Here is a 16,582-nt window from a genome sequence, read left to right as displayed (position 1 = left end):
GGCAAGGGGCAATGCCACGCGCCGCCCTCAGGGCAGCGGATAGCCGAGGCGGGTGAAATCTTCCGCGTAGAACGCAATGAGGGGCGCGCGCAGGGCATCGGGGATCTGCGCCTCCCAGCCCGCGTGGTCGGTCTTGCGGCGGTGAGCCAGTTCGCCGAACGCGACGCCGGTCCGGGCGGCAAGGCGGCTCACCTCGTTGGCGTAATCCTCGTAGCGGTAGATCTCGTCCGCAAGGTGCAGGCAGTTGAACGGATGGGTCTGCGGGATCGTGTGGTGGCGGATGCGCTCCTGCCGGCCCGAGCGCTCTTCGCCATAGGCGATGCTGTCGTCCATCGTGATGGCGGCGAAGGTCTCCATGTCGCCCTTGTAGCCCCGGATCTGGGTGAAATCCGCATAGGCCGAAACAAACCGCTCCAGCGGATGGCGGACGAAGGCAAAGCGGAAGACCTGTGGCCAGTCGGCCGGTATCTCGCCGAAGGCGGGCCCGTCGTAGCGGCTTTGCCAGACGCCGCGCCGGATCGAGGACCCGCCGGTCTTGGGGATGTGGATCAGGATGCAGTCGGGATCGCGCAGCAGGAAGTTCGACATTCGGGCACCGCTCGTGGTTTCAGACCCTCTATAGCCCCGGATGGTCGCCTTGGGAGCGCTGCTTGGCAACGGAGGTGGCGCGGCGGGCTGATGTTCTGGTTTTGCAGCGGGGTTTAATATTCTGAAATTACGTTAAAAAGTTGGATTTGCGCGCCGCTCTCCTGTTGCGCTTCTGCCATAGGCGCGGCGCTCACCCTGTGATCAATCGGCCCCGGAAGAGGCGTCGCGGGCGTGGCAGGCCGAGAACGAAAAACGCCGCGGAGCGGGTCCGCGGCGTTTCCTGTTTCGGTCCGGTGGCCGGATCACTCCAGCTCGATCGTCCCCGGCGGTTTCGAGGTGCAATCGTAGAACACGCGGTTCACGCCCTTCACCTCGTTGATGATCCGGGTCGAGGTTTCGCCCAGGAACTCATGCGTGAAGGGGTAGTAATCGGCAGTCATCCCGTCGACTGAGGTCACGGCACGCAGCGCGAGGGCATAGTCGTAGGTCCGACCGTCGCCCATCACGCCCACGGTACGCATCGGCAAGATCGCGGCGAAGGCCTGCCAGATCTCGTCGTAAAGACCGTGCTTGCGGATCTGGTCGATGTAGACCGCGTCGGCCTTGCGCAGGATCTCCAGCTTCTCGCGGGTGATCTCGCCGGGGCAGCGGATCGCGAGGCCCGGCCCCGGGAAGGGGTGGCGGCCGATGAAGCTGGACGGCAGGCCCAGTTCGGTGCCAAGCGCGCGAACCTCGTCCTTGAAGAGCTCGCGCAGCGGCTCGACCAGTTTCAGGCCCATCTTCTCCGGCAGGCCGCCCACGTTGTGGTGCGACTTGATGGTGACCGAGGGACCGCCCGAGAAGGAGACCGACTCGATCACGTCCGGGTAGAGCGTGCCCTGCGCCAGGAAGGTCGCATCCTCGATCTGGGAGGCGTACTTCTGGAACACGTCGATGAAGAGCTTGCCGATGGTCTTGCGCTTCACTTCCGGGTCGCTGACGCCTTCGAGCGCGCCGAGGAAGAGGTCGCTCTCATCCGCGTGGATCAGCTTGATGTTGTAGTTGTCGCGGAACATCTTGACGACCTCGGTCGCCTCGTTGAGCCGCAGCAGCCCGTGGTCCACGAAGACGCAGGTCAGCTGTTCGCCGATCGCCTCGTGCAGCAGGATCGCGGTGACCGAGCTGTCGACGCCGCCGGAAAGGCCGCAGATCACGTGGGAGGAGCCCACCTGTTCGCGGATCTTGGCGATCATCTCTTCGCGGTAGGCCGCCATCGTCCAGTCGCCGGTGAAACCCGCGTCACGCACGAAGTTCTCATAGAGCGTCGCGCCGTTCGGGGTGTGGTGCACCTCGGGGTGGAACTGCACGGCGTAGAAACGGCGGTCCAGATCGGCGGTGATCGCGAAGGGTGCGCCCGGCGAGGTGCCGTAGACGGTGAAGCCCGGGGCGATCTTGCTGACGTGGTCGCCGTGGCTCATCCAGACCTGCTCGCGGCCCGCGCCGTCCAGGAACCAGCCGTTCAGCAGGTCGATCCGGTCGTCGGTCGGGTTCACGTAGGCGCGGCCGAATTCGGCGGTGTGGCTTTCGCCCGCTTCGACCATGCCGCCGAGGTCCTGCATCATGACCTGCTGGCCATAGCAGATGCCAAGGATCGGCACGCCGAGGTCATAGACGCTCTTCGGCGGGCGGGGCGAGCCCTCGCGCACCACCGAGTCGGGCCCGCCCGAGAAGATCACGGCCTTGGGCGCGAACTCGGCCAGGAACGCGTCGGTGACGTTCTGGTAGGGATGGATTTCACAATAGACGTTCAGCTCCCGCAGACGACGCGCAATCAGCTGCGTCACCTGGCTGCCGAAGTCGATGATCAGGAGGCGGTCATGGGATGTCTGGCTCATGGCTCCGTTTATTCGGCTCGGGCGCATCAGGCAAGGGGCCCGTGCACGGTAAGGGAAAGAGCCTGTTTAGCCGGTTGGCGCGGGGGCGCAAGCCTCAGGTCAGGTGTCGTTTTTCAACCATTGATGCCGTTCTTGGGGATCAGCACCCCGGACGGCGGGGCTACAAAGGAAGGCAATTCCGGGATGGGAGATTCGCGCCATGACTGAAGTGACCCAACGCAGACGGACCCGCGGCGGCGGCGGGGCGGCCCGCCGGGCCGAGCGGACCTCGGTCAAATTCGACACCGCGCGCTACATCGAGCGCAACATTCCCAACCTCGACATGTTCTCGGACGAGGCGCTGGAGATCATCGAGACCAACGCCGAAACGGTGCTGGAAGAGATCGGCGTCAACTTCGTCAACAACCCCGGTGCGCTGGAGCTGTGGCGCAATGCCGGGGCCGATGTCCGGGGCGAGCGGGTGCATATTCCCCGCGGTCTGGCCCGCAAGCTCTGCGCCACGGCGCCCGCACGCTTCACCCAGCACGCCCGCAACCCCGAGCGCAGCGTCGAGATCGGCGGCAAGAGCCTTGTGCTGGCCCCGGTCTATGGCCCGCCCTTCGTGCGCGATATCGACGGCGGCCGCCGCTACGCGACGATGGAGGATTTCCGCAACTTCGTGAAGCTGGGCTACATGTCGAAGTGGTTGCACCACTCCGGCGGCACGGTCTGCGAACCGACCGACGTGCCGGTGAACAAGCGGCATTTCGACATGCTACACGCCCATATGACCCTGTCCGACAAGCCCTTCATGGGCTCCGTGACCGAGCCGAGCCGGGCGCAGGATTGCGTCGACATGTGCAACATCCTCTTCGGTGAGGAGTTCGTGCAGCAGAACACGGTGATGACCTCGCTCATCAACATCAACTCGCCGTTGACCTTCGACGACGTGATGATGGGCGCGCTGGAAGTCTATGCCCGCAACAATCAGGCCGCGATCATCAGCCCCTTCATCGTGGGCGGCGCCATGGCGCCGGTCTCGGTCGTGGGCACGCTGACGCAGGTGCTGGCCGAGGTGCTGGCGGGCATCGCCTATTCGCAGTTGATCCGCCCCGGTGCCCCGGTGATCTTCGGCGCCTTCGTGACCTCGATCGACATGAACTCCGGTGCGCCGACCTTCGGCACCCCGGAGGCGAGCCAGATCCTCTATGGCGCGGGGCAACTGGCCCGGCGCATGGGGCTGCCGTTCCGGTCGGGCGGGGGGCTGTGCGGCTCCAAGCTGCCCGACGCGCAGGCGGCCTACGAGACGGCGAACACGCTGAATGCGGCGCTGCTGGGGGGCGTGAACTTCATGCTCCACGCCTGCGGCTGGCTGGAAGGCGGCCTCGTCTCCTCCTTCGAGAAGTTCGTGCTGGATGCGGATCAGCTGGGCATGTTGCACCGGATGGCGGCGGGCGTGTCCCACGACACAGAAGCGCAGGCCATGGACGCCATCCGCGAGGTGGGGCCGGGGGGCCATTACCTTGGCTGTGGCCACACGCAGCGCAACTTCCAGACCGCCTTCTGGCGGACCGAGGTGCTGGACTACAAGCCCTTCGAGACCTGGGACGAGGAAGGCGCGCGCGACAGCCAGGTGCTGGCCGCGGCCCGGGTGCGCAAGATGCTCGACAGCTACCAGCAGCCGCAGATGGACCCGTCGGTGGCGGAGGCGCTGAGCGCCTATATCGCACGGCGCAAGGCCGAGATGCCCGACGCCTTCATGTAAGACCTGCCGCGCGGCCTGGGATAACACCCCGCCGCGCGAGAGACGGCCCGGGCTCGTCCGGGCCACCCGGCCAATTTGGGGCCAGTTCGGGGCCGGATCAGCTATGGATCAGGGCTGTACACAGTCCTGCGCGGTAAAGGCGCGCCTCGGCCACGAGAGCGATCAGCACCTCCACGTGGCGCTGCACGGAATAGGCCGCGTCGCCATGTCGGCGGCTCTGGTCGAGTTCCTGCTCGATCTCCAACAACTGCAGAAGCGCGGCGCCGGTCCCCGGCACTTGCATCCCCAGCAGCCGCCGCAACTGCGGTGTGCGGCGATACTCCTCTGCGCCGATCCGCGCCGCGCGGATCAGCAGGCGCGGTCGGGTCAGGGCCGTCAGGCGGGTCCAGATGTCTTGCATGGTCTTGCCTCCAGTCGCGGTGCACGCGGCACCGGGGAGGACCATGCTTGCACAACCCTTGCGGGCGTTGCGGATTGGGCCACAATCGCGCACGCAGCGAGAAGATTTATTTATCCAGTGGAAACAATGATGGTCCGACAAGTGGACTGTTAACCTCTCAGAAACCAATCCCTTTTTAGGCTGTGGATAATTCTGGGGACAACTACCGCCACATCAGAGGGCGGAGGGGTAAGACCTTTGGGGGGACATATGTCGGGAAATAGAATTCAGCCTGCCGAGGGCGGGCGCCTTCCTGCGTGGGTACCGGTATCGGCCAAACGCTACATCGCACATACCGAGGAGGGGCAATCCATCCGGTCGCTGGCGCGGTCCGGGGGCTGTCACGCCTCTACGGTGTTACGGCAGATCCGGCGGATCGAGACCCAGCGGGATGACCTCCTCGTGGACGGGGCGCTGCGGTGCCTCGGGCTGGTGCGCGCCACCACGCGGGGACCAGCTGAGGAAAGCAAGGCCATGACGTCACTGCCCAACCTGCCAGAGGCGGAAACGCCCGACGATGAAACCCTGATGCGTGAGGGCCGACGCGTGCTGCGCCGCCTGTGTGAACAGGGCGCGGTGCTGGCGGTGGCGCAGGATATGGAGAAGGCCGTGGTGGTGCGCGATCAGCCCGACGGCGGCACGTTGCGCCGCGCGGTGGTGGAACGTGGCCTCGCGCAGGCCCTGGCCCTGAAGGATTGGATCGCCTGCGAGGTGCCGGGCCGGATCTCGCGCTACAAGATCACCTCCGCCGGGCGTGCCGCCCTGCGTGACATGATCGACGGACCGCGGGGCGCCTCCGGGTTTTCCGAGGCTCAGCAAGGGTTTGACGGCGCCTCCGTGGGGGATGTCTGCACCCGATGGCTGCGCTTTGCCGGGATCGACAGCCCGGTGTCGGCGCTGGCCCGTCGCCGGGACCGGGATGGTGAACCCTTCCTGTCGGCCGATCTCGTCCGGGCCGGAGAGCGCCTGCGCGAGGATTTCGAACTGGCCCAGATGGAGCCGCGGACCACGCAGAACTGGGATCGGTTCCTGACCGCCGGAACCTCTGGCGGGCTGCCGGACCTCGACGGCCTGCGCGGCGCAGAGGCGGCGCGCGCCCGGGTGATCGGTGCCTTGCGCGAGCTGGGGCCCGGTCTCGGGGATGTGGCGTTGCGGTGCTGCTGTCATCTCGAAGGGCTCGAAAGCGCGGAGAAACGCATGGGCTGGTCCGCGCGGTCGGGCAAGATCGTGCTGCGCATCGCGCTCCAGCGCTTGAAGGCACATTATGAGGCGCTTGGGGACAAAGCTGGCCTGATTGGCTGAATTGTCGCCATTGAGGCAACGAATGTCTGAGCCATGATCGCAACCGCGCACGCCGACGCTGGTCAGCGTTTCCGATACGGCATCGATCAGGCGCCAACGAGGAACCCCACGAGGAAAGCGACGAGGGCGCAGACCGCCCCGACGGCCAATGTTTCCCCGATCGAACGCAGCAGGCTCAGCCCGGTGGCGTACCACCGCAGCAGGCCGAGACCCGCAAGCGCGAACGCCGCGCCGGTGAGCGACAGCCCGAAGGAGCCGCCCGACGCGCCCTGTACGAAGTAGGGCAGCAGCGGGACCGATCCGAACAGCACGAAACTGCAAAAGGTCACCAGCCCGGACAGGAAGGGGTGGGCCTCGTCCGGGGGCGTCATGCCCTCGGTGATGGTCAGGTGCAGGTCCGCTGCCGTGTCGGGGTGACGGGCGAGGATCGCGCCGACTTCGGCGGCCTCGGCCTCGGGCAGGCCGCGGCTGCGCAGCGCCTCCGACACCGCCCGGATGGCCGCGCGGGGATCGGCCCGCAGCGTGCGGCGCGTCGCGCTCAGACGTGCGCGGTAGAGATCGGCCCGCGCCCGGTCCGACAGGAAATCGCCCATCCCCATGGAGACCGCATCGGCAAAGAGATTGGCGAGGCCGAAGACCAGCACCGCCAGCCCGCCGATCCGGCCTGCGCCCTCGGCACCGGCCCCGGCAAAGCCCGCGACGATGGCAAAGGTGGTGACGATCCCGTCGTTGCCGCCATAGACGATCTGCTTGAGGTATTCCTGAACCCGCCCGAGCGGGCGCTCTGCGTCGTCTGGCTGGACCGTGGTCATCTGGCTCTCCGGCAAGGCTATTGCGGTGATAGACCGCGCGGCCGGGGCCTGTCCATCGGCGGCGGCACGCGCCCCCGCGAACCGGGGGTTGCAGATGCCGCATTGCAGCACCTATCTTCGCCGCGTCCGCATTTTCGGGCGCGAGTCTCGTCTCCGCGACAGATTGGATTTTCGAAAGATGAATTACCTGACCGTCTTCCTGGCCGCGGCGCTGTGCCTGCCCGCGGGTCTTGCGCCTGCCACCGACGCGGATGTCGTCGGCGACTGGCAGTGCCACGGCACCGGCGCGGGACCGGCCGCGCGGGTGATCGACGTGCGCCTGACGACCCATCCCGATGCCACCTTCTTTGCCCGCGGCACGCTGGCCGTTGCCGGTGGGCAGCCGCAACCTTTTGCCGGCTTCGGGATCTGGCGCAACCAGGGCAGCGGGGACAAGCCGCGTGTGCTCTTCCGGATGGATGCCACCGGGCTTGGCGAACTGGCGTGGGAAGCGCCGATGACCGGGCAGGGCGGCTCGCCCGCGCGCGGGGCCAGCATCGCCGCGACCTGCCAGCCGGACTGAGACCTCCGGCCCTCCGCCGGTGCCCGTCGGGTGCGGCCGTCGGCCCTGTCATGGCCCCGTCATAGGTTCCAATTGCCTATTTCCGGCGTTGTGATAATCAAACCCTATGAATATCTCTCTGCGCCAATTGCTGTACTTCAAGGCCCTCGCGGAGCAGCGCAATTTCGGCCGGGCGGCGGGTGTCGTCCATGTCTCGCAGCCTGCGCTCTCCGTGCAGATCCGCGAGATGGAGGCCGCGCTCGGCGGTGCCCTCGTGGAGCGGCAGGCCCGCGACGTGGTGCTGACGCCCTTCGGCCGGATCATCCTGGCCCATGCAGAAAAGGTGCTGGACGAGATGCAGGCGCTGAAGGAAGCCGCGCGCTGGAAAAAGGGGCTGTCCGGCCAGTTGCGGCTGGGGATCATCCCGACGATCGCGCCCTACATCCTGCCCGGTGCCCTCGCGCAGCTGCGGACCCGGGACATTCACCTCGACGTGCAGGTGCAGGAGGGCAAGACCGCCCGGCTGTTGCAGGTGCTGATGGTCGGAGAGCTGGACGCCGCCGTCGTGGCGCTGCCCTCGGGCGGGCTCGACGTGGTGGAACGGCCGCTCTTCGAGGATCGCTTCCTGCTGGCGGGCTCGCCCCAGCGGCTGGCCTCCATGGGCGCGCGTCTGGACAGCCTGCGCCCGGACGAGATCGGCGTGACGCAGCTGCTGTTGCTGGAGGATGGCCACTGCCTGACCGATCAGGCGCTGGAGGTCTGCCACCGGGATCGGAGTGCGGCGCAGATCAACATGGGGGCCTCGTCGCTGGCCACGCTGTCGCGGCTGGTCGCGGCGGGCTTCGGGCTGACGCTGCTGCCGGAACTGGCGGTGCGGGAAGAGGCCGAGGACCTTGCGCTTCACCGGTTTGCCGCGCCGGAACCGTTCCGGACCATCGGGCTGATCCGGCGCAGCAGCAGCCCGGACGATGGCTGGTTCACCGAGTTGGGCGACATCCTCGCCAAGGTGGGCGAGGATGTCGTGCAGAAGGTGCGCCACGGCGGCACCGCGCCCGAGGCCGCCTGACCGCCCTCAGGTCGGTGCTTTCATCGCGTCAATGACGCGGCCTATGTCCTTCAGGAAGCGGTCTTTTTCGCTCTCACTGAAACCCGAGAGGGCGCGTGTGTTCACTGCCGTCGCCCGGGCCTCTGCCTCGGCCTGAAGCGCCCGGCCACGGTCCGTCAGGTGGATGCGCTGTGCGCGTCCGTCCTCCGGATCCGGCTTGCGGGTGATGAGGCCCTTCTTCTCCATCCGGGTCAGCGTGTTGGCCAGCGTCGGCTGTTCGATATCCAGCGCGGTGACCAGCTCCCGCTGGGTGCGGCCATCCTTCTCCCACAGTTGAAGCAGGGCCGGGAACATGCCGATCCCGATGCCGAGCGGCTTGAGGCCGGCCTCAAGCTCGCGCGCAAAGAGCCGCGCCATGTGGTTGACGAGATAGCCGGCGGATGTGTCGCGGTCGAAGGATGTGTCGGAGGCTGTCATGGGGCTGGCATAGCACTCATATAGCGTGCTATGCAATTACATATAGCATGCTATCCAAATATCGATTCCCCATGTTCACGATGGAAATTGGAGGCAACATGACACGACGGATACATCCCGTGGCAGGGGCGCTCGCGCTGCTGCTGATCACGACGTTCTGGAGCGCGACGCTGGTGTCGGAGCTCTTGCTGGGCCCGGCGCAGGTGGTGGCGGTGAAACGCGCGATCCCCTGGGGGCTGCTGCTGCTGATCCCGGCAATGGCCGCGACAGGCGGCAGCGGGTTCCGACTGGCCGGGGGGCGCAGGCAGGGGCTCCTCGGGGTCAAGGCGCGGCGGATGCAGGTGATCGCCGCCAACGGGCTGCTGGTGCTGGTGCCCATGGCGCTGCTGCTGGCGCAGCGCGCCGGGGCCGGGCGGTTCGATGCCACGTTCTACACGCTGCAGGCGGTGGAACTGCTGGCGGGCGCCGTGAACATCACGCTGTTGGTGCTGAACATGCGCGACGGCCTGCGGATGACCCGCGTCCGGCGGGCGCGGGCCTGACCGGGCCGGGCGATCTCGCGCCAGCGGCTCGCCGGATCGGCGGCCGATGAAACGGAAACGGCCCGCCGGAGAGGCGGCCCCAGAAACGAAAACGGCCCGCCATAGGCGGGCCGTCTGAAGGTCTCAGCGCAGGGCTCAGGCGGCTGCCTTGGCCTCTTCGAGGTACTTCATCAGGTTCTCGGGCGAGGAGACGCCATAGGGGTCTTCGCCGTGGTTGTCGCAGATGCCGGGCTCTTCGAACCAAGCCTCGACGACACCGTCGTTGATGATCGCCGCATAGCGCCAGGAGCGCAGGCCGAAGCCGAGGTTGTCCTTGCGGACCAGCATGCCGACGCGGCGGGTGAACTCACCGGAGCCATCGGGGATGACCTTCACGTTCTCGATGCCCTGGGCCTTGGCCCACTGGTTCATCACGAAGCTGTCGTTGACCGACATGCAGTAGATCTCGTCCACGCCGAGCTCGGCGAACTTGGCCGCGTTGTTCTCGAAGCCGGGCAGCTGGTAGGTCGAGCAGGTGGGGGTGAAGGCACCGGGCAGCGAGAAGAGGATCACGCGCTTGCCACCGAAGTAGTCTGCGGTGGTTTTGTCTTCCCAGCGGAAGGGATTCGGGCCGCCGATGGATTCGTCACGGACGCGGGTGCGGAACGTGACCTCGGGAAGCTTTGCGCCAGCTTGCATGTCTGAACCTCCAATTGGATGGTTGGGGATGATGGGATGGCCCGGAACTTAAAATCGTTCAAAACTGGCCGCAAGGTCTTTGCCGCGCCTGCGAAATGCGGTTTCCTGAATTTTTACCGTGACTTGAGGGCGTAGTGCCCTGATCGGCAAGGGTTTCCTGCCGTGCGATGCTGCGGCTGCATATCGTGCCTTGCGCTCAGGTCGGGGCTGCATTGCGTCGCGCGCATTGCGGCGCTGCGTCGCTTTGCCTCTGCCGTCAGTTCCGGTATGGTGGGCAAAGTTTTGACACGGCCAGAAACGGACAAATACCCGTGCGTGATCTCAAGATCCCCGAGCAGCGTCACCCTGAGAAGGCGCATCGCCCCGACAACGCCCAGCCTCGCAAGCCCGACTGGATCCGCGTGAAAGCGCCGACCAGCGAAGGCTACAAGCGGACCCGCGACATCATGCGGGAGAACATGCTGGTCACGGTCTGCGAGGAGGCCAGCTGTCCCAATGCGGGCGAATGCTGGTCGCAGGGCCATGCCACCATGATGATCATGGGCGACATCTGCACCCGCGGCTGCACCTTCTGCAACATCGCCACGGGCCGCCCTGACAGCCTCGATGCCTTCGAGCCGGGCCGCGTGGCCCATGCGGTCGAGAAGCTGGGCCTTAACCACGTGGTGATCACCTCGGTGGACCGCGATGACCTCGACGATGGCGGGGCGGAGCATTTCGCCCAGACGATCCGCGCCGTGCGGCATCGCTCGCCGGCGACCACGATCGAGATCCTGACGCCGGACTTCCTGAAGTGCGATGCCTCGGCGCTCGAAACCGTGGTGGCGGCCAAGCCGGACGTCTTCAACCACAACCTTGAGACCGTGCCGGGCCTCTACACCGAGGTCCGCCCGGGCGCGCGCTACTTCCACTCCCTGCGGCTGCTGCAGCGGGTGAAGGAGCTGGACCCGACGATCTTCACCAAGTCGGGGATCATGGTGGGCCTTGGCGAGAAGCGCCCCGAGGTGCTGCAGGTCATGGACGACATGCGCGCGGCCTCGATCGACTTCCTGACCATCGGCCAGTATCTCCAGCCGACGCCCAAGCACCACGCGGTGGAACGCTTCGTGACGCCTGAGGAGTTCCAGGCCTACGAGAAGGCCGCCTGGGGCAAGGGCTTCCTGATGGTTTCGGCCACGCCGCTGACGCGGTCGTCCTACCACGCAGGCGACGATTTCGCCCGCCTGCGGGAGAACCGGATGAAGGCGCTCGGCCGGGCGTGAGGCACCGAACAGAACGACGAAAAGCCCGGCCGTTTCGCCGGGCTTTTTCGTTTGGGGGCTCGTGGCGACGCGCGTCGCGATACAGGTTGCTCCGACAGTGGGACGTTTGGAGGGTTAGGTCTCGCTATTGGGGTCTCTAGCTGCCTGACCGCCTTATGCGCCTGATCACATTGCCCTCTGACCGTCCCGCCCCCCTGGGGCGGCGCTTATGCGCCACCCCGCGGGACGGCGCTGCCCTTGTCGAGAGCCGGTAGGCCGGAGCAGTTCCAAGTCTCAGCCGGAGGTGCACCTCGGAGCGACGCCCGTTGCCAGTATCCACTGTGCAGGCCGCGCAGTATCAGCCCGCCCTTACTCCGCCGGCTCCAGCTTCGTCACGCCCACGGCTGCCGCCCGCGCCAGATTCGCATCCAGCGACATCGGGATATACTCCCCCCGCCGCCACAGCTGCGCCATGTCGTCATAGTAGCGCGATAGGAAATGCCCCGATTGCCCCGTCGACAGGATGAAGACCGAGCTGTCCGGGTCCGCGAAGTCGTAGACCCCGCGATAGCCCGCGCCATGGACGTTCAGGAAGGGATCGGGCCCGTAGCCCTTGGTCATCCCGCGCATCAGCGTGTTGTCCCCGCCCGAGGTGCTCTGGCGGATGTTCACGAAGTAGCGCAGCACCGGCACGTCCTTCAGGGTCTGGTGGTCGTGGGTCGCCTGGTGGACATCGCCCCAGCGGAGGCTCTCCAGCGCGGTGCCGAAATTGTCGCTGATCCAGACGAGCGCATCGTCGAGCGCGAGGCGCGCCATCTCGGTGCAGGTCTCGGTGGGGGCGGACTGGCGCACGTCGCACCATTCCGCGGCCCCGTCGATGTTGCGATAGACCCGCTCGATGAAGATCGGATCGACATGGGTGAACTCATCCGCCAGCGGGCCGAGGTCATCCTGGATCAGCCGGGTCTGCAGCGCCCGCAGCCAGGCGGCATAGAGCAGCGGCTCGGGCATATGCTCGTTCATCTCGCCGTTCCAGTCCGCCAGCAGGGTCAGGGCCCGCTGGCGCAGCCGCTCGGGCGTGCCGTCGGGGGCCGCTTCGCCGGTGAACCACAGGTCGCGGCCGATCAGCGGCAGCAGGGTCCGCGCGGTGTAGGAGACGGTGTCGAGCTGCGCCTCGATGAAGCTGTCGCGGGTGTGGACTTCGCGCGACTGCATCAGCCGCTCCCAGCGATGCACCCGCTGGGTGTCACCCCAGTTGTAGGAGACATGGAGCGGGAAGGGCCGGTCCAGCAGCTTGTTGTTCGTGTTGCCGAGGATCCCGCCCGCGGGCGAGACGAAGGCCGGGTTGGCCGAATAGGGCAACATGCCCTGCCACCGGTTCGCCTCGACCCAGCCGCGCGAGGGCATCCGCCCCTGCGCCTCGCTGCCCGCGTCCCGGCGCGGCATGGCCCCGATGGTCTTGAGCGCGATGGTCTCCTTGTCGGCCAGCGTCAGGTTCTGCGAGGGCGCGAGGAAATCCTCGCCCGCGTCGATCCCTTCCTGGACCGAGCCTGCCTGCATCAGCTTCAGTGCCGCGGTCATCGAGCGGTCCTCGGCGGAAAGCGCGGTCCAGTTCAGCGACATCACGTGGCCCGGCGGAGTCACCTCGCCGAGGGAGTAGAGCGACGAGGGCATCACCGGCCCGTTGTCCGTCCAGGCCAGCGTCATGGTGACGGCGGTGTCGTCCTTCACGTTGACGATGGTGCGCCGGGTGCGGAAGTCCTTCCATCCGTCCGGGGTGCGGTACTGGTCGGGGTTCTGCGGGTTGATCTCCTCGATGTGCAGGTCCTGATCATCGAGGTAGGAGGAGGTCAGCCCCCAGCCCAGCTTGGCCGAGCGCCCGATCAGGATCGGCGGCATGCCGGGGATCGTGGCGCCGATGACGCCGCCCGATTGCAGCTCCAGCCGGGCGAGGTACCAGATCGTCGGCGCGGTGAAGCCGAGGTGCGGGTCATTCGCCAGCAGCGTCCCGCCGCTGGCCGAGCGCGAGGGCGCCGCGGCAAAGGCATTGGACGCCCCGGCGAGGTCCTCGCTCGGGAAGGGCGAGAGCGGCTCGTCCGGGAAGAGCGGCACGGGATCGTCGGTGGCATAATCCAGCGTGGCGGGCAAGCCGGGCGCGAGCGCGGCATATTCGGGCAGGGCGGTCAGGCCCGAGCCGGGATCATCCGGCATGATGTCCTTGATGCGGTCGGGATCGGGCAGGGCCAGCGACACGCGGGCCCGCTTTACCTCGTCCGCCATCTGGCCCGAGAGCTGCACCGCCATCAGCTTGATCATCGCGAGGCTGTCCGCCGGGGTCCAGGGTGCCACGGCCACGTCGAAGAGGAACATCTCGGGCGCGCCGCGTCCCAGCGACTCCTCGTTCACCTCCTGCAGCCGCGCGTTTACGCCCGCCGAATAGGCCCTGAGCGCGGCCTTGGTGTCATCGTCCTGGTACTGGTAGGCCTCGCGCGCCAGCGTGTAGAAATCGTAGCGCCGCATCAGCTGGTCGATGCGGAGGGTGCGACGGCCAAAGATCTCGCTCAGCCGGCCCTGCACCGTGCGGCGCATGGTGATCATCTGCCACAGACGGTCCTGCGCATGGGCATAGCCGAGCGCATAATAGACGTCCGCGTCGGTCTTGCCGAAGATATGCGGCACGTTGGCGTGGTCGCGCACGATCTCGACCTCCGCGGTGATGCCCGGCACCACCAGCGTCTTGTCGTATTCGGGCAGAGAGCGTGCCGCGAGGAAGTATACCACCACAGCCCCGAGGGCCACGAGGGCGACCAAAGCTGTTGCGATCCTCAGCAGCCAGCGAAAGACGATCCCCAATTCTACGGCCTCCCGGCTTGCCATTCCTGTTCGCGGTCTCCAGAACTCTTAGGACAGTTGAATGCAAGGGGAAAGACCATGGCAAAGATCGCATTTCTGGGCTTGGGCGTGATGGGGTATCCGATGGCGGGCCATCTGGCCGCCAAGGGGCACGACGTCACGGTCTACAATCGCACGACCGCCAAGGCCGAAGCCTGGGTGGCACAGCACGGCGGGGCCTTCGCCACGACCCCGGCCGAGGCCGCCAAGGGTGCCGATTTCGTGATGACCTGTGTCGGCAACGACGATGATCTGCGCGCCGTCTGCGCCGGTCCCGAGGGGGCCTTCGCCGGCATGGCGCCCGGCGCGATTCTGGTCGATCACACCACCGTCTCGGCCAAGGTCACGGCCGAGCTCTACGGGATCGCCAAGGAGGCCGGCTTCGGCTTCGTCGACGCGCCGATCTCCGGCGGCCAGGCGGGGGCCGAGAACGGTGTGCTCTCCGTCATGTGCGGCGGCGATCAGGACCACTACGACGCGGCCGAGCCGGTGATCGCGGCCTACGCCAAGATCTGCCGCCGCCTCGGCGAAAGCGGCGCGGGCCAGATGTGCAAGATGTGCAACCAGATCGCCATCGCGGGCCTCGTGCAGGGTCTCTCGGAATCGCTCCACTTCGCCCAGAAGGCCGGTCTCGACGGCGCCGCCGTGGTGGAGGTGATCAGCCAGGGCGCCGCAGGCTCGTGGCAGATGGTGAACCGCTACCAGACCATGCTGGCGGACGAGTTCGAGCACGGCTTCGCGGTCAACTGGATGCGCAAGGACCTCGGCATCTGCCTCGACACCTCGGACGAGATCGGCGCCTCGCTGCCCGTCACCGCGCTGGTGGACCAGTTCTACAAGGACGTCCAGAAGCTCGGCGGCGGCCGCTGGGACACGTCCAGCCTGATCAAGCGCCTGAACGACGTTGGTTAAGGCTCTGACCCCCAAAGAGAAGAGGGGCGCGGCCGCCCCTCATCCACTGTTCAAAAATATCCTCGGGGGTCCGGGGGCAGACAGCCCCCGGCGCTCTCCTCAAGCGCATCGCTCGCTCAGGTCGCCACGTACCAATCTTTCCGATGGTTCACCGCGATCACGAAGTTGATCACCACCGCCCCGAGCAGCGAGTAGAGCACCGACGGCAGGTCGAGCACGAAGAGCGCGAAGGTGAAGACGCAGAGGTCGAAGAGCAGCTGCGTCAGCCCGGCCCGGAAGCCGGTCTTTTCCTGCAGGTAGAGTGCCAGCACGCCGACGCCCCCCAGCGAGGCCCCGTGCCGGAAGAGCGCCAGCAGCGCCGATCCGGTGATCAGCCCGAAGATCACCGCCCCCACGGCGGGGTGCAGCATGTCGAAGCTCACGACCTTGGGCAGCAGCTGCGCGAAGAGCGAGAGCAGACCGACCGAGAGGAAGGTTTTCAGCGTGAAGGGCACGCCCATCCGGCGGAAGGCCAGCCAGTAGAACGGCAGGTTCACGAGGAAGAAGACCGTGCCGAAGGAGAGGCCCGTCACGTAGCTCAGCAGCACGGCGAGGCCCGCGGTCTGGCCGGTCACCAGCCCCATGTGGGTCAGCATGACGATCCCGAAGGCCGCCATCACGGTGCCGTAGAAAATGCCCTGCGCGTCCTCCAGCGGGCCATGTTTGCCGCTGGCTTTCTTGGCGGTCTTCTCCGTCGTCTCGCTCATCTCTGCCTCAATCTGCGATATACCGATCGCGGCGGTGATTGAAGGCGATGACGCCATTCAGGATCAACGCCCCGTAGAGGGAATAGAGCACGACCCGCGTCTCGAAAAGGAAGAAGGCGGCGCTGAAGAGCACCGCGTCGATGATCAGCTGTACATAGCCCGCGCGGAAGCCGGTCCGGTCCTGGATCATCAGCGCGATCACCCCGAGCCCGCCGAGGGAGCCCTTGTGCCGGAACACGCCCAGAAGGCCGAAGCCGGTGAGCACGCCGAAGATCGTCGTGCCGAGGATCGGGTTGAGGTACTCGAACTGCATGCCCCGCGGCAGCCATTCGACCATGACGGAGAGGGCTGTGACGCAGAAGAAGCTCTTCAGCGTGAACTCCGCCCCCAGCCGCTTCCACGCGAAGGCATAGAACGGCAGGTTCACGGCAAAGAAGACCACGCCGAAGGACCATCCCGTCAGGTAGGAGATGATCAGCGCCAGCCCCGCCGTCTGCCCGGTGATGAACCCCAGCGACGAGAGGATCACCAGCCCGACCGAGGCGGTCAGCAGGCCGATGGCAAAGCCCTGCACATCCTCCAGCGGGGTGTGGGGGCGCTTGTATTCGGTGGGAATCGGAACTGGGGCAGGACACATGACCTATTTTTACGCCGCAGCGCGGCATATGGCTAGGGGCGACGTCACGTATCAGTGAGAGGGACCCGCGCCGGGGCGAGGCCGGGCGCGGGTCTTGGGTGTCTTCTGGCCC

At 66.7% G+C, this 16,582-nt stretch carries 16 protein-coding genes; 7 read left to right on the top strand and 9 right to left on the bottom strand.

Features of this window, described 5'->3' with window-relative positions; genetic code table 11:
- Positions 1–27: 27 nt before the first annotated feature.
- Both LCM32_RS14555 and guaA read right to left on the bottom strand, forming a co-directional pair.
- The gene (locus LCM32_RS14555) at positions 28–588 is read right to left on the bottom strand and encodes a sulfotransferase family 2 domain-containing protein (RefSeq protein ID WP_224821808.1); all 561 of its coding nucleotides are present in this window, start codon (positions 586–588) and stop codon (positions 28–30) included.
- A gap of 302 nt (positions 589–890) precedes the next feature.
- Entirely contained in the window at positions 891–2,462 is a 1,572-nt protein-coding gene (gene guaA / locus LCM32_RS14550; protein ID WP_224821807.1) for a glutamine-hydrolyzing GMP synthase, read from the bottom strand.
- A 199-nt stretch (positions 2,463–2,661) separates the two neighbouring features.
- On the opposite strand from guaA, the gene LCM32_RS14545 reads away from it, so the two are divergent.
- Complete coding sequence (locus LCM32_RS14545; RefSeq protein ID WP_224821806.1) at positions 2,662–4,206, top strand: trimethylamine methyltransferase family protein; 1,545 nt, start codon at positions 2,662–2,664, stop codon at positions 4,204–4,206.
- A 97-nt stretch (positions 4,207–4,303) separates the two neighbouring features.
- Here the strand turns inward: LCM32_RS14545 and LCM32_RS14540 are convergent, their stop codons facing one another.
- Positions 4,304–4,606, bottom strand: coding sequence for a DUF6477 family protein (locus LCM32_RS14540; RefSeq protein WP_224821805.1), 303 nt, complete (start codon positions 4,604–4,606; stop codon positions 4,304–4,306).
- Positions 4,607–4,855: 249 nt separating this feature from the next.
- On the opposite strand from LCM32_RS14540, the gene LCM32_RS14535 reads away from it, so the two are divergent.
- Entirely contained in the window at positions 4,856–5,947 is a 1,092-nt protein-coding gene (locus LCM32_RS14535) for a DUF6456 domain-containing protein (protein ID WP_224821804.1), read from the top strand.
- A gap of 86 nt (positions 5,948–6,033) precedes the next feature.
- On the opposite strand, the gene LCM32_RS14530 is transcribed toward LCM32_RS14535, so the two are convergent.
- Entirely contained in the window at positions 6,034–6,759 is a 726-nt protein-coding gene (locus LCM32_RS14530) for a VIT1/CCC1 transporter family protein (RefSeq protein WP_224821803.1), read from the bottom strand.
- A 178-nt stretch (positions 6,760–6,937) separates the two neighbouring features.
- Here LCM32_RS14530 and LCM32_RS14525 point away from each other — a divergent pair, with 178 nt between their 5' ends.
- Positions 6,938–7,321: a hypothetical protein gene (locus LCM32_RS14525; protein WP_224821802.1), complete on the top strand. Its 384-nt coding sequence runs from the start codon at positions 6,938–6,940 to the stop codon at positions 7,319–7,321.
- A 106-nt stretch (positions 7,322–7,427) separates the two neighbouring features.
- Positions 7,428–8,366: a hydrogen peroxide-inducible genes activator gene (locus LCM32_RS14520; RefSeq protein WP_224821801.1), complete on the top strand. Its 939-nt coding sequence runs from the start codon at positions 7,428–7,430 to the stop codon at positions 8,364–8,366.
- Positions 8,367–8,372: 6 nt separating this feature from the next.
- Here the strand turns inward: LCM32_RS14520 and LCM32_RS14515 are convergent, their stop codons facing one another.
- Positions 8,373–8,822 (bottom strand): MarR family winged helix-turn-helix transcriptional regulator, encoded by a 450-nt coding sequence (locus LCM32_RS14515; protein ID WP_224821800.1) that lies wholly within the window; start codon positions 8,820–8,822, stop codon positions 8,373–8,375.
- Between the two features lie 98 nt (positions 8,823–8,920).
- On the opposite strand from LCM32_RS14515, the gene LCM32_RS14510 reads away from it, so the two are divergent.
- Positions 8,921–9,364 carry a hypothetical protein gene (locus LCM32_RS14510; RefSeq protein ID WP_224821799.1) on the top strand — a complete coding sequence of 148 codons (444 nt, stop codon included), beginning with the start codon at positions 8,921–8,923 and terminating at the stop codon, positions 9,362–9,364.
- A gap of 135 nt (positions 9,365–9,499) precedes the next feature.
- Here LCM32_RS14510 and LCM32_RS14505 read toward each other — a convergent pair whose 3' ends face one another.
- Positions 9,500–10,042, bottom strand: coding sequence for a peroxiredoxin (locus LCM32_RS14505; RefSeq protein ID WP_224821798.1), 543 nt, complete (start codon positions 10,040–10,042; stop codon positions 9,500–9,502).
- Positions 10,043–10,353: 311 nt separating this feature from the next.
- On the opposite strand from LCM32_RS14505, the gene lipA reads away from it, so the two are divergent.
- Complete coding sequence (lipA, locus tag LCM32_RS14500) at positions 10,354–11,304, top strand: lipoyl synthase (protein ID WP_224821797.1); 951 nt, start codon at positions 10,354–10,356, stop codon at positions 11,302–11,304.
- A gap of 348 nt (positions 11,305–11,652) precedes the next feature.
- Here lipA and LCM32_RS14495 read toward each other — a convergent pair whose 3' ends face one another.
- The gene (locus LCM32_RS14495) at positions 11,653–14,160 is read right to left on the bottom strand and encodes a penicillin acylase family protein (protein WP_412070688.1); all 2,508 of its coding nucleotides are present in this window, start codon (positions 14,158–14,160) and stop codon (positions 11,653–11,655) included.
- A gap of 54 nt (positions 14,161–14,214) precedes the next feature.
- On the opposite strand from LCM32_RS14495, the gene LCM32_RS14490 reads away from it, so the two are divergent.
- Complete coding sequence (locus LCM32_RS14490) at positions 14,215–15,087, top strand: NAD(P)-dependent oxidoreductase (protein ID WP_224821796.1); 873 nt, start codon at positions 14,215–14,217, stop codon at positions 15,085–15,087.
- Between the two features lie 116 nt (positions 15,088–15,203).
- Here LCM32_RS14490 and LCM32_RS14485 read toward each other — a convergent pair whose 3' ends face one another.
- Together LCM32_RS14485 and LCM32_RS14480 are read right to left on the bottom strand one after the other, a co-directional pair.
- Positions 15,204–15,833, bottom strand: a complete 630-nt coding sequence (locus tag LCM32_RS14485) for a YitT family protein (protein ID WP_224821795.1) — start codon at positions 15,831–15,833, stop codon at positions 15,204–15,206.
- A gap of 7 nt (positions 15,834–15,840) precedes the next feature.
- Positions 15,841–16,470, bottom strand: coding sequence for a YitT family protein (locus LCM32_RS14480; protein ID WP_224821794.1), 630 nt, complete (start codon positions 16,468–16,470; stop codon positions 15,841–15,843).
- Positions 16,471–16,582 lie beyond the last annotated feature (112 nt).

Source organism: Pseudooceanicola nanhaiensis (genome assembly GCF_020171315.1).
In the GTDB taxonomy this organism is placed as follows: Bacteria; Pseudomonadota; Alphaproteobacteria; order Rhodobacterales; family Rhodobacteraceae; genus Pseudooceanicola; species Pseudooceanicola nanhaiensis_A.
Note: the sequence above shows the minus strand (reverse complement) of the source record. Positions and strands in the feature narration are given on the sequence as shown.